Consider the following 12,750-nt stretch of genomic DNA (forward strand, 5'->3'; position numbering starts at 1 on the left):
CGGCGGGTGCCTTTCCCTGCGCGGAGCCGGGCAGCACGGGCACCCCCGGGCGGCTCGGCCCCGTATGCCTCGACGGTGCCCGTGCGCCGGCGGGTGCCGGGCACGTGAGCCGGTCACGTCCGCCCGGGGCAGTCCGGCTCACCGGCCGTAACGGCCCTCGGGGGCCCTCCGCGCGCGGCTCACGGTTGCGGGTCAGCGCCGGAATTGCACCGGCTTCCCCCCGTACGGGTGTGATGACGACGCGGCCACTTTACCCGGAGCCGACGGGACCGGACCGGGGCGCCCGCCCGGACGCCCCGGCGTCGGTCAGGTCGATCAGCCGGCACACCGTCTCGATGTCCACCCTCACCTGGGCGAGGGACGCCCGGCCGGAGAGCCAGGCGATCAGGGTCGAGTGCCAGGTGTGCTCGACGACGCGGACCGCGGAGCGCTGCTCGGCGGTGGGGTTCTCCAGGCCGCCCATCGCGTCCAGGATGATCGCCGTGGTCCGCCGGGAGACCTGGTCGACCTCCGGGGAGACGCTGCGGTCGGCGAAGGTGAGGGCGCGGGCCATCGCCTCGGCCAGCCGGGGTTCGCGCTGCAGGGCGCCGAAGGCCCGCATCAGGGTCTCGGCCACCCGGTCCGCCGCCGTCTCGCCGGCCGGCGGGCTCTTGCGCAAGGTGCCGTGCAGCTGCTCCAACTGGTCCTGCATGGTCGCGACCAGCAGATGCACCTTGGACGGGAAGTAGCGGTACAGCGTGCCGAGGGCCACCTGCGAGGACTCCGCGACCTCGCGCATCTGCACCGCCTCGAAGCCGCCCCGGCAGGCCAGCCGGGAGGTCGCGTGCAGGATGCGGCGGCGGCGTGCCCGCTGCCGCTCGGTGAGGGTCGGGGCGGCGGAGCGGCCCACGGCGGCGGACGGACCGGAGGCTTCCCTTCCCGGGGTGTCCACCTCGGTCACCTTCTCCCGTCGCCGTGGCGTGAATCACCTGATCCACTCGTCACAGCACCCCTACCTGCCGGTAGATTCGGAGCCTCCGAACGATCAAGTCTGAAACTTGTTCTAGATTAACGTCCCGGCATAGTGTCGCGGGACAGTGCAGTGAGAAGGGGGCCCGGAGTGACCGCTGAGGCCAGTCGGACGGGTGCCCGTCCCGAGCCCGCCGCCGACGGCATGCGACCGCTCCGCATCGCGCTCCTCACCTACAAGGGGAACCCGTTCTGCGGCGGGCAGGGCGTCTACGTCCGCCACCTCTCGCGCGAACTGGCCCGCCTCGGCCACCGGGTCGAGGTCATCGGCGCCCAGCCGTACCCCGTGCTCGACCAGGGCCCGGAGGACCGGCTGTCCCTCACCGAGCTGCCCAGCCTCGACCTCTACCGCCAGCCCGACCCCTTCCGCACCCCCAAGCGCGACGAGTACCGCGACTGGGTCGACGCGCTGGAGGTCGGCACGATGTGGACCGGCGGCTTCCCCGAGCCCCTGACCTTCTCCCTGCGCGCCCGCCGCCACCTGCGGTCCCGCCGCGGCGACTTCGACGTCGTCCACGACAACCAGACCCTCGGCTACGGGCTGCTGGGCGACGTAGGCGCCCCGCTCGTCACCACGATCCACCACCCCATCACCGTCGACCGGCAGCTGGAACTGGACGCCGCCGACGGCCGGCGGCGCCGGTACTCCGTGCGCCGCTGGTACGCGTTCACCCGCATGCAGAAGCGCGTCGCGCGCCGCCTGCCCTCGGTGCTCACCGTCTCCGGCACCTCCCGCCGGGAGATCATCGACCACCTCGGCGTACGCGACGACCGCATCCACGTCGTCCACATCGGCGCCGACACCGACCTGTTCTCGCCCGACCCGTCGGTGCCCGTCGTGCCGGGCCGGATCGTGACCACGTCCAGCGCGGACGTGCCGCTCAAGGGCCTGGTCTTCCTCGTCGAGGCACTGGCCAAGGCGCGGACCGAGCATCCCGGGGCCCACCTCGTCGTCGTCGGCAAGCGCCCCGCCGAGGGCCCCGTCGCCCAGGCGATCGAGCGGTACGGCCTGGAAGGCGCCGTCGACTTCGTCAAGGGCATCTCGGACGCCGAGCTGGTCGACCTCGTGCGCTCGGCGCAGGTCGCGTGCGTGCCGTCGTTGTACGAGGGGTTCTCGCTGCCGGCCGCCGAGGCGATGGCGACGGGCACGCCGCTGCTGGCCACGACCGGCGGGGCCATCCCCGAGGTCGCCGGACGCGACGGGGAGACCTGCCTCGCGGTGCCGCCGGGCGACGCGGGGGCGCTGGCCGCCGGACTGAACCGGCTGCTCGGCAGCCGTGAACTGCGGGTGCGGCTCGGCGCGGCCGGACGCGAGCGCGTGCTGCGGCACTTCACCTGGGCCCGCGCCGCCGAGGGCACGGCCGCCCGCTACCGCGAGGCCATCGGCATCCGTGCGACCGCCCCGGGGGCCGCCCCCGCGGCCCCGACCAGTGACACCGGCGTCTACCCCGAAAGCAGGGCCACGTGCTGACCGTCGACTTCTCCCGGTTCCCGCTCGCCCCCGGCGACCGCGTCCTGGACCTCGGCTGCGGCGCCGGACGGCACGCCTTCGAGTGCTACCGGCGCGGCGCCCGGGTCGTCGCGCTGGACCGGAACGCCGAGGAGATCCGCGAGGTCGCCCAGTGGTTCGCCGCGATGGAGGAGGCCGGTGAGGCCCCGGCCGGCGCCACCGCCACCGCGATGGAGGGCGACGCGCTGGCCCTGCCCTTCCCGGACGAGTCCTTCGACGTCGTCATCATCTCCGAGGTGATGGAGCACATCCCCGACGACAAGGGCGTCCTCGCCGAGATGGTCCGCGTCCTCAGGCCCGGCGGACGCATCGCGGTCACCGTGCCGCGCTACGGCCCCGAGAAGGTCTGCTGGACCCTGTCCGACGCCTACCACGAGGTCGAGGGCGGCCACATCCGCATCTACCGGGCGGACCAGCTCCTCGCCCGCATCCGCGAGGCGGGACTCAAGCCCTACGGCACCCACCACGCGCACGCGCTGCACTCGCCGTACTGGTGGCTGAAGTGCGCGTTCGGCGTCGACAACGACAAGGCGCTGCCGGTGCGGGCGTACCACAAGCTGCTGGTCTGGGACATCATGAAGAAGCCGCTGGCGACGCGGGTCGCCGAGCAGGCGCTGAACCCGCTGATCGGCAAGAGTTTCGTGGCCTACGCGACCAAGCCGCACCTGCCGTCGGCGGACGCCGCGTGACGTCGCCCCGGACTCCCCGCACACCCCGCACCGAGCACCTCGTCCTGCCCGGCGTCCTCACCGACGCCGAGGCCGCCGCGACCGTCCGCGGCATCCTCGCCGTGCAGCGCGCGGACGGGGCGATCCCGTGGTTCCGCGGACATCACCTCGACCCGTGGGACCACGTCGAGGCGGCGATGGCGCTGGACGCGGCCGGCGAGCACGAGGCCGCCGAGCGGGCGTACGCGTGGCTGGCCCGGCACCAGAACCCGGACGGTTCCTGGTACGCGGCCTACGCCGACGGCGACTTCGCCGACGTCACCGACCGAGGCCGGGAGACCAACTTCGTCGCCTACGTCGCCGTGGGCGCCTGGCACCACCACCTCGCCACCGGCGACGACGCGTTCCTGGACCGGATGTGGCCCGTCGTGCACGCGGCGGTCGAGTTCGTACTGGGCCTCCAGCAGCCGGGCGGACAGATCGGCTGGCGGCGCGACGACGACGGCACGGACACCACCGACGCGCTGCTGACCGGCAGCTCCTCCGTCCACCACGCGCTGCGCTGTGCGCTCGCCATCGCCGAGCAGCGCGAGGAGCCCCAGCCCGACTGGGAGTTGGCGGCGGGCGCGCTGCGGCACGCCATCCGCCGCCACCCGGAGCGGTTCCTGGACAAGGGCCGCTACTCGATGGACTGGTACTACCCGGTGCTGGGCGGCGCGCTGACCGGCACCGAGGCCAGGTCCCGCATCGCGGAGAGCTGGGACCGCTTCGTGGTCCCGGACCTCGGTGTGCGCTGCGTCGTCCCCAACCCGTGGGTGACCGGGGGCGAGTCGGCCGAACTCGCGCTCGCCCTGTGGGCGGTGGGCGAGTCCGACCACGCCCTGGAGGTCCTCCAGTCGATCCAGCACCTGCGGGACCCGGACAGCGGCCTGTACTGGACGGGCTACGTCTTCGACGACAAGGCGGTCTGGCCGCGGGAACTGACCACGTGGACGGCCGGTTCCCTGCTGCTCGCCGTGGCCGCGCTCGGCGGCCACGAGGCCACCTGCCAGGTCTTCTCCGGCGACCGCCTGCCCAGGGGCCTCGACCCGGACTGCTGCGTCTGAACGCGACGCACGGCCGGGCGCGGGCCCCGGCTCAGTGCCGGTGGAGGCGGTTGGCGATGGCGTGGCCCACGAAGAGGTACACGACGGCGGCCAGTCCGTAGCCGGCGACGACGCGGGCCCAGGCCTCGTCGAAGGTGAACAGGTCACGCGACCAGCCGGCCAGCCAGTTCGCCGCGTCGTGGACGAACCGCACCAGATCGTTGGCCCGGTTCGCGTCCAACAGGTACATGAGGATCCACAGTCCGAGGATGACGGCCATGATGTCCGCGATCACCGCGACGGCCGTCCCGGCGGAGTTGGAGCCACTGCGAGTTCGAGGAGACATGCCTTCCGTCTGGCCCCGGATGCGTGTCCGAAACCTGCGGCCGCCCCACACGCCGACGGCCCCCCGCCCCGAAGTTCCCGGGGGCGGGGGGCCGTTGCCGTTCGGCGGGCGCGGTCAGCCGCGCTGGATGCCCGAGGCGTCCTGCAGCACGCCGCGGCGGCCGTCCTGCGTCTGGGCGACCAGGTTGGCGCCGCGCTGCTCGACGGCCAGGTACCAGGTGCCCGGCGCCAGCTCGGCGATCGGCGTGGGGGAGCCGTCCTCCGCGTACAGCGGACGCGGCACCGGCACGGCGAACCAGAACGGGGAGAAGTCCCCGGCCTGCTGTGCCGGCGCCTGCTGCGGCTGCGGGGCCTGCGGCTGCGGCTGACCCGGCTGCGGCTGGCCGCCGAAGGACGGACCCGGCTGGCCCGGCTGGCCCGGCTGGCCGCCGTACGGCTGCTGCGGTGCGCCCGGGTAGCCGTAACCGCCCTGGGGCTGGCCGCCGTAGGGCTGCGGCGCGGCCGGACGGGAGGCCGGGATCAGGGCTCCCTTGAGGGCCGGGACCAGGGGGGTGGCGACGGCCGCGGCGGCCATGACGAGCGTGGCGACGAGGGCGAGGATCAGGCCGATGCCGGCGCCGAAGTCGGTGATGCCGCCGTCGTTGTCGAACGCGCCGGCCGGGTCGAAGACGTTGCCGAGCGCGCACCAGGCGGCGAAGACCGTGAACGCGATGCCGAACTGGCCGAGGTCGAGGCCCGCGACCTTCCTGGGCTGCGGCAGGGTGCGTGCCACGATGACGAGCGCGGCGCCGATGATGCCCGCCAGGACGACACCGAGCACGACCGGCCCACTGCCCCACAGGCTGGGGATCTCCGCGCTGTCCGGAGCACCATCGATCGAGTAGATGTCGAGGAACGACGCGATCAACAGCAACACCGCTGCTCCGATCACCACGCCGTCGCCTCGAGTGAGGGAGCGGATATTCACTTCAGGTCCTTCGTAGGTCGTCTCGTCGTCGGTAGAGGCGTCGCTGTCACGATGTCGCCGACAGGTTCCGGTGTGAAGCGCGGGGGTGGCCCCTCATCGTACGGACGACATTATCGTCCGCGCGTCGGGGCTGTCCGCAGGGTTCGGCGGGCTCGTCGCTACCCGCGCAGGAAACTCACGATTCCCTCGGACATCCCTTGCGCCGCCTTCTGCCGCCAGGCACCGCTGTTCAGCAACGCCGCGTCCGCGCTGTCGCGCATGTTGCCGCACTCGATGAACACCTTGGGAACCGTTGACAGATTGAGACCGCCCAGGTCGGTGCGTGTGACGAGACCGGTGCCGCCCCCGACGTAGTTGGACGGCGCGCTGCCCGTGGCGCGCACGAAGCTGCCCGCCACGCGCTCGCCGAGTTCGGCGGAGGGGGCGACGATGGCGCGGGTGTCGGCCTCGCCGTCGTGCACCGAGCCCGGCAGGATGACGTGGAAGCCGCGGTTGCCGGCGCCCGACCCGTCGGCGTGGATCGAGATCGCGGCGTCCGCCTTCGCCTCGTTGCCGATCCGGGCCCGTTCGTCCACGCAGGGCCCGTACGGGCGGTCGTCGTCCTGCGTCAGCCGCACCGTGGCGCCCTGCTCCTCCAGCAGGGCGCGCAGCCGGTGCGCCACGTCCAGGGTGAACTCCGCCTCGGCCCAGCCCGCGTTGGTGGCGGTGCCCGTCGTGTCGCACTCCTTCCAGTGCGTGCCGACGTCCACCTTGCGGTTGATCTCGGAGGTGTGCTGGAAGTTGCCCGGGTTGTGCCCGGGGTCGATGACGACGACCTTGCCCTTGAGCGGGCCGGACGCCCCGGCGGGCGCCGGCTTCGAGGCGGAGGCGGACGGCTGCTTCGCGGTGGGCGGGGGCGCGGAGCCCGTCGGTGCCTTGGCGTCACCGTCGGAGGCGGACGCCGAAGCGCCGGAGGTCGGCGCCTGCGACGTCCGCACGCCGCCCCCGTCGTCGTCGGGGCCGCCGACCGCCGCGTACACCCCCCAGCCGAGCAGTGCCCCGGGGACGAGTGCGGCGATCGCCACGGTCAGCGGACGGCGCAGCGGGGAACGGCGGGGCGGGGAAGGATCGAAGTCCGGGCCTGTGTACGACACGCAGCGACTCTAGACCGCGCCCTCAGATCCCCGCGCCGGTTCGCCGCAGGACGCGCAGCGAGTCGGTCACCGAGACCTCGGTGAACGCGCCGGACGCGAGAGCCCGGAGGTGGACGCGGTACGGCGCCTGGCCGGTGAACTCGTCGGCCGGTTCGGGGAAGACGTCGTGGATGGCCAGGAGTCCGCCGTCGGCCAGGTGCGGCGCCCAGCCCTCGTAGTCGGCGTTCGCGTGCTCGTCGGTGTGGCCGCCGTCGACGAAGACCAGGCCGAGGGGGGCGTTCCAGAGCGCCGCCACCCGGGGCGAGTCGCCGACGAGGGCCACCACGTGCTCCTCCAGACCGGCCCGGTGGAGGGTGCGGCGGAAGGCGGGGAGCGTGTCCATCACGCCCAGCTCCGGGTCGACCGTCTCCGGGTCGTGGTACTCCCAGCCCGGCTGTTGCTCCTCGCTGCCCCGGTGGTGGTCGACGGTGAGGGCGGTCACCCCGGCCCGGCGGGCCGCGTCGGCGAGCAGGACGGTGGACCGCCCGCAGTACGTCCCGACCTCCAGCAGCGGCAGCCCCAGCCCGCCGGCCTCCACGGCCGCCGCGTACAGCGCGAGGCCCTCGTGCGCGGGCATGAAGCCCTTCGCGGCCTCGAAGGCGGCGAGGACGTCGGGGGCGGGGGCCGCGGACATGGGGGTCCCTTCGGTGGTGCGGGTGCGGGTGCGGGTGCGGGTGCGGTGCGGATGTGGATGCGGTGCGGGTGGCCGGGTGCGTGGTGCCGGGTGGTGCGTGGTGCCGGTCGTACGAACGCGCCGGCGCCCCATGCTGCCGCACCCCCGCCGCGCGGCGCGACAGGGGGTGCGGGAGTGGGGCGGCGCGGGTCAGGCGGAGACCGTCTCGCCCGGCAGGGACAGGTCCAGGTCGACCGGGTGGCCGCCGCCGGTGTGGGTGGCCGCGTGCGTGAGGGGGCCGTGGCCCGCGGCGCGGGCGGCCAGGACGTACGGGCCCCGGGCGGGGACGGCCAGCGCGTACCCGCCGTCCTCGCCGGAGAGGGTCGCGCCCGCCCGGCGGCCGTGCCGGTCCATCAGCGTGACCTCGGCACGGGCCACGGGAACGCCCTCGGCGCTCAGCACCCGGCCGCGGAAACCGCGCAGTGCGCCCCCCTCCGCAAGCTCCCCGGCCAGTGCCTGCTCGGCGCGGGCCAGGTTGGCGTCCTCCTCGCTGCTCGCGCGCAGCCGCGTGGTCGCCACCGGGCGGCGGCGGGGGAGGAAGAGGGCCAGCACCAGGCCGACGGCGACCGCGGCGGTCGCGATCAGGAAGGAGACGCGGAAGCCGTGCATGGAGGGGACGGCGACACCGCCCACGTCGTGGGCCGTGTCGGCGAGCACCATGCCGATGACCGCGCTCGACACCGACGTACCGATGGACCGCATCAGCGTGTTGAGGCCGGTGGCCGCGCCGGTCTCCGAGGCCTGGACCGCGCCGACGATCAGCGCGGGCAGCGAGGAGTAGGCGAGGCCGATGCCGGCGCCGAGCAGCACCGAGGTGACCACGGTCTGCCAGGCGGCGCTCATCAGGCCGAGGCCGCCGCCGTAGCCGACCGCGATGACCAGCAGGCCGATGATCAGGGTCGTGCGCGGGCCGTAGCGGGCGGACAGGCGGGCGTACACCGGCGCGGTGAACATCATCGTCAGGCCCAGCGGGGCCACGCACAGGCCGGCGACGACCATCGACCGACCGAGGCCGTAACCGGTCTCGGAGGGCAGCTGGAGGAGCTGCGGCAGCACCAGGGAGACGACGTAGAAGGCGACGCCGACCATGATCGAGGCGAGGTTGGTGAGCAGCACCTCGCGGCGGACGGTGGTGCGCAGGTCGACCAGGGGGGCCGCGACGCGCAGCTCCATCAGGCCCCACAGGAGCAGGACCGCCACGGCGGCGGCGAACAGGCCGAGCGTGGTGGGCGAGGACCAGCCCCAGTCGCTGCCCTTGGTGATCGGCAGGAGGAGGAGGACCAGGCCGGCTGTCAGACCGAGCGCGCCCGGCAGGTCGAAGGAGCCCTTGGCCCGCAGCGGGGACTCCGGTACGGCCAGGAGGGTCAGGGCGATGGCGAGGACGCCGAGGCCGGCGGCGCCGTAGAACAGGGCGTGCCAGTCGGTGTGCTGCGCGACCAGGGCCGCGCCGGGCAGCGCCAGGCCGCCGCCGACGCCGATCGAGGAACTCATCAGCGCCATCGCCGAGCCCAGCCGCTCGCGGGGCAGCATGTCGCGCATCAGGCCGATGCCGAGGGGTATCGCGCCCATCGCGAAGCCCTGGAGGGTACGGCCGACGATCATCGGGAGCAGGGCGTCGGTGAACGCGCTGACCAGTGCGCCCACCACCATCACGGACAGGCTGGCGATCAGCATGCGGCGCTTGCCGAACAGGTCGCCCAGCCGGCCCATGATCGGCGTGGCCACGGCTCCCGACAGGAGCGTGGAGGTCAGGACCCAGGTGGCGTTGCCGGGCGTGGTGTCCAGGAGCCGGGGCAGGTCCTTGATGACCGGCACGAGCAGGGTCTGCATCACCGCGACGACGATGCCCGCGAAGGCGAGCACCGGGACGGTGGCTCGGCTCGCCTTCCGGGCGGGTTCGTCGGTCGTCGTGTGGGACATGGGGTGGGGCCTCCAGGCCGGGGGTCCGGCGAACGCGGGTGGGCGGTTGCGGTACGGAGCGAGACGTGTGCTGTGTGAACCTCGTGCGCCGGGGCAACTATTCCGTTGCTTCGAGTCCCTAACGAATTCTTGACCTTCTCTTGGGAAGAGGGTGCGGGCCCGCTCTCGTGGACTCGTGGAGAGCCGGTCCGAGCCCGTGGGGACGGCAGGTCCGAGCGCGTCGGGACGGCAGGTCCGAGCGCGTGGGGACGGGCCGGTCCGGGCCGTTGGGGCCGGCAGGTCCGCCCCGTGGGACGGCGGGGTTCGGTCTCTCGGAGACGGCTGGTCCGACTCCGCGGAGGCGGCCGGTCCGAAGGCCCGGGCCGGTCCCGGGACCGAATACCGGTGCAAGGGGTGTTCCGGGGTTGAGACCATGACGCCCATGCCCCAAGCCACCGGTACCTCCGCCACCGTCCGCATATCCCCCCGCCGTACGCCGCCCACCTGGCTGGTCGTCGCGCTCGCCTGCGCCGGACAGTTCCTGGTCGTCCTCGACGTGTCCGTCGTCAACGTCGCCCTGCCGTCGATGCGCACCGACCTCGGGCTGAGCCCGCAGGGGCTGCAGTGGGTGGTCAACGCCTACGCCATCGGCTTCGCCGGGTTCCTGCTGCTCGGCGGACGGGCCGGCGACCTGTACGGGCGCAAGCGGATGTTCCTGGTGGGGCTCGGCCTGTTCACGCTGGCCTCGCTCGGCGGCGGCCTCGCCCAGGAGGGCTGGCAGCTCCTGGCCGCGCGGGCCGTGCAGGGGCTGGGGGCGGCGGTGCTGGCACCGTCGACGCTGACCATCCTGACCGCGGCGGTGCCCGAGGGCGCGGCGCGGGCCCGGGCGATCGCGACCTGGACCGCCGTGGGCGCGGGCGGTGGCGCCGCGGGCGGCCTGGTGGGCGGCGTTCTGGTGGACGGGCTGTCGTGGCGCTGGGTCCTGCTGATCAACGTGCCGGTGGGCGCGGTGGTGCTGGCCGGCGCCGTGCTGTGGCTGACCGAGAGCCGGGCCGGCGAGCGGCGGCGCCTCGACCTGCCGGGCGCGCTCCTGGTGACCGCCGGACTGGCCACGCTGGCCTACGGCATCTCGCAGACCGAGTCCGAGGGCTGGACGGCGGCGGCGACGCTGGTGCCGCTGCCGGCCGGGCTCGCGCTGCTGGCGCTCTTCCTGCTCGTCGAGGCGCGCACCGCGGCGCCGCTGATGCCGCTGGGGCTGCTGCGGCTGCGGTCGGTGGCGTCGGCGAACGCGGCGATGCTGGTGTCCGGTTCGTCGATGTTCTCGATGTGGTACTTCATGACGCTGTACGCGCAGAACGTGCTGGGTTACTCCCCGCTGGAGGCCGGTCTCGCCCTCGTACCCAGCTCGCTGGCGGTGGTCCTCGGCTCGAAGGCGGCGCCGCGGTTCATGCGGGCGACCGGCGCGCGGAACGTGGCCGTGCTGGGCACGCTCGTCGCGGCGCTCGGCTTCGGCTGGCAGTCGACGATGACCGCGGACGGGGCGTACGTGACCGCGATCATGATTCCCGGGGTGCTGATGATGCTGGGCGCGGGGCTGGCGGCGACTCCACTGGCGTCGCTCGCCGTCTCGGGGGCGGACGCGGGGGACGCCGGGCTGGTCTCCGGTCTGGTCAACACCTCCCGGACGATGGGCGGTGCACTGGGACTCGCCGTGATGTCGACGATCGCGGCGTCCCGGTCCGGCGGAGAGCACGCCGGTCCGGTGGCGCTGACGGACGGGTACGCGCTGGTGTTCCGTACGGCGACGGTGGTGCTGGTCGCCGGGGCGGTGCTGATGCGGGCGTGGCTGCCGGCGGGGGAGCGGGCGAAGCGCGGGGCGAGGGGGTAGGCGCGGGCCGGCTCCCGCGTGCGCCGACTGCGTCCCACACGGGCGACGCCACGGAGCCGGCGGAGCCGGCGGTGCGGGCGGCGGATGCGGTTGTGCGGGGTCCGGGGTCCGGGGTCCGGGAGGACACATGTCATGGTGGCCGGCGTCCCGTACCGCCGTGACGGCCGTGCGTCGTGAGCCACTGTGATCCGCCGTGGCCTTCGTGACGGCCGTGCGTCGTGGCCCGGTGTGGTCGTCGTGGCGGCCGTACGCCGTGGCCGTCGTGACCGAGGTGACAGGAGAGCCATGCCCATCGACGCAGCCGAGGCGCTCGCCGCCGCACCCCGCGTCCGCGAGATCGCGTGGGACCACAAGGACGTCCAGCTCTACCACCTCGGCATCGGTGCCGGACGGCCCGCCACCGACCCCCGCGAACTGCGCTACACCCTGGAGTCCCGGCTGCACGTCCTGCCGAGCTTCGCGACGGTCGCGGGCGACGGTCCGCCGGGAGTCACCGGCGGGCTCTCCACGCCCGGCGTCGACGTCGACCTGGCCCGGGTCCTGCACGGCGGGCAGTACCTGCGCCTGCACCGCCCCGTTCCGGTGCGCGGCCGGGCGAGCGCGGCCTCGCGCGTCGTCGCCGCGTACGACAAGGGGACGGCGGCCGTCCTCGTCCTGCGCACCGACGTCACCGACGCGGACGGGCCGCTGTGGACCGACGAGGCCGAGATCTTCGTACGCGGCGAAGGCGGATGGGGCGGCGAGCGGGGACCGTCCGGGCGCCCCGGTCCGCCGCCCGCGTCGGCCCCCGACCACCTGGTGGAGGTGCCCGTACGCGAGGACCAGGCCCTGCTCTACCGGCTCTCGGGCGACTGGAACCCCCTGCACGCCGACCCGGAGTTCGCCGCCCGCGCCGGTTTCGACCGGCCCGTCCTGCACGGGCTGTGCACCTACGGCGGCACGCTCAAGGCGGTCGTCGACACGCTGCTGGACGGTGAGGTGGGCCGGGTGCGGGAGTACCGCGCGCGCTTCGCCGGGGTCGTCCACCCGGGCGAGACACTGAGGGTGCGCATGTGGCGGTCCGCAGCGCGTACCGGCGGCGGCACCGTGCGGGTGGCCGTGAGCGCCGTCAGGAGGGCCGGTCCGGCCGGCCCCCGCGAGGGGAGCCGGGAGCGGGGGAGCGGCGTCCCCGCCCTCACCGACACCGTCGTCCGGTACGTGTGACGGCGGCCGTCGTCGGTACGTGTGACGGCGGCCGGTACGTGTGACGCCGACCGGGACATGCGACGGCGACCGGTACGTGTGACGGCTTCGGCCCCGTCCGCCGGGTGGGGCGAACGGGGCCGAAGCCGCTTGCCGTGCCTGCTGTCCGTGCCGTCAGGCGGCCGTTTCGGACTCCTCGGCCGGCTTGCGGTGGCGGCCCCGCGGGACTGCCGCACCGTCCTGACTGGAGACAGCTCCCCGGTGCCTGCCGTGGCCGGTGCCGATCTCGGTAACGTCGGCGCCGTCGGCCTGCATGGGCTGGGTCGTGCTGGCGTCGTTCATCGGAAGGAATT

General features: G+C 74.1%; 12 protein-coding genes and 1 riboswitch. Of the genes, 5 read left to right on the forward strand and 7 right to left on the reverse strand.

Going from position 1 to position 12,750, the window contains the following annotated elements:
- Window positions 1-161: 161 nt before the first annotated feature.
- Window positions 162-220, reverse strand: a riboswitch (cobalamin riboswitch).
- A 30-nt stretch (window positions 221-250) separates the two neighbouring features.
- On the reverse strand, window positions 251-931 hold the full coding sequence (locus ACVV2G_RS00745; protein ID WP_453840568.1) for a TetR family transcriptional regulator: 681 nt from the start codon (window positions 929-931) through the stop codon (window positions 251-253).
- Window positions 932-1,099: 168 nt separating this feature from the next.
- Here ACVV2G_RS00745 and ACVV2G_RS00750 point away from each other — a divergent pair, with 168 nt between their 5' ends.
- From ACVV2G_RS00750 to ACVV2G_RS00760, 3 genes are read left to right on the forward strand one after another with little or no spacing between them, the layout of a single operon-like run.
- Window positions 1,100-2,479 carry a glycosyltransferase family 4 protein gene (locus ACVV2G_RS00750; protein WP_453840569.1) on the forward strand — a complete coding sequence of 460 codons (1,380 nt, stop codon included), beginning with the start codon at window positions 1,100-1,102 and terminating at the stop codon, window positions 2,477-2,479.
- Entirely contained in the window at window positions 2,473-3,207 is a 735-nt protein-coding gene (locus ACVV2G_RS00755) for a class I SAM-dependent methyltransferase (protein WP_453840570.1), read from the forward strand. Before ACVV2G_RS00750 ends, ACVV2G_RS00755 begins: the two co-directional genes overlap by 7 nt.
- Window positions 3,204-4,292, forward strand: a complete 1,089-nt coding sequence (locus ACVV2G_RS00760) for a prenyltransferase/squalene oxidase repeat-containing protein (protein WP_453840571.1) — start codon at window positions 3,204-3,206, stop codon at window positions 4,290-4,292. The genes ACVV2G_RS00755 and ACVV2G_RS00760 overlap by 4 nt, the downstream gene beginning before the upstream one ends.
- A 31-nt stretch (window positions 4,293-4,323) precedes the next feature.
- On the opposite strand, the gene ACVV2G_RS00765 is transcribed toward ACVV2G_RS00760, so the two are convergent.
- From ACVV2G_RS00765 to ACVV2G_RS00785, 5 genes are all read right to left on the reverse strand, one after another.
- Window positions 4,324-4,617: a hypothetical protein gene (locus ACVV2G_RS00765; protein WP_453840572.1), complete on the reverse strand. Its 294-nt coding sequence runs from the start codon at window positions 4,615-4,617 to the stop codon at window positions 4,324-4,326.
- A 114-nt stretch (window positions 4,618-4,731) separates the two neighbouring features.
- Complete coding sequence (locus tag ACVV2G_RS00770; RefSeq protein WP_453840573.1) at window positions 4,732-5,583, reverse strand: hypothetical protein; 852 nt, start codon at window positions 5,581-5,583, stop codon at window positions 4,732-4,734.
- Between the two features lie 158 nt (window positions 5,584-5,741).
- Complete coding sequence (locus ACVV2G_RS00775; RefSeq protein WP_453840574.1) at window positions 5,742-6,716, reverse strand: N-acetylmuramoyl-L-alanine amidase; 975 nt, start codon at window positions 6,714-6,716, stop codon at window positions 5,742-5,744.
- A gap of 22 nt (window positions 6,717-6,738) precedes the next feature.
- On the reverse strand, window positions 6,739-7,389 hold the full coding sequence (locus ACVV2G_RS00780) for a class I SAM-dependent methyltransferase (RefSeq protein ID WP_453840575.1): 651 nt from the start codon (window positions 7,387-7,389) through the stop codon (window positions 6,739-6,741).
- Window positions 7,390-7,578: 189 nt separating this feature from the next.
- A complete protein-coding gene (locus ACVV2G_RS00785) occupies window positions 7,579-9,348 on the reverse strand; it encodes an MFS transporter (protein ID WP_453840576.1) in 1,770 nt (589 codons plus the stop codon).
- A 421-nt stretch (window positions 9,349-9,769) separates the two neighbouring features.
- Between ACVV2G_RS00785 and ACVV2G_RS00790 the strand changes: the two genes are divergently transcribed.
- Both ACVV2G_RS00790 and ACVV2G_RS00795 read left to right on the forward strand, forming a co-directional pair.
- Complete coding sequence (locus tag ACVV2G_RS00790) at window positions 9,770-11,215, forward strand: MFS transporter (RefSeq protein ID WP_453840577.1); 1,446 nt, start codon at window positions 9,770-9,772, stop codon at window positions 11,213-11,215.
- 285 nt (window positions 11,216-11,500) lie between these two features.
- A complete protein-coding gene (locus ACVV2G_RS00795; RefSeq protein WP_453840578.1) occupies window positions 11,501-12,418 on the forward strand; it encodes a MaoC/PaaZ C-terminal domain-containing protein in 918 nt (305 codons plus the stop codon).
- Between the two features lie 153 nt (window positions 12,419-12,571).
- Here ACVV2G_RS00795 and ACVV2G_RS00800 read toward each other — a convergent pair whose 3' ends face one another.
- A complete protein-coding gene (locus tag ACVV2G_RS00800; RefSeq protein WP_453840579.1) occupies window positions 12,572-12,739 on the reverse strand; it encodes a hypothetical protein in 168 nt (55 codons plus the stop codon).
- Between the last annotated feature and the right edge of the window lie 11 nt (window positions 12,740-12,750).

The organism is Streptomyces sp. JK94, assembly GCF_053613315.1.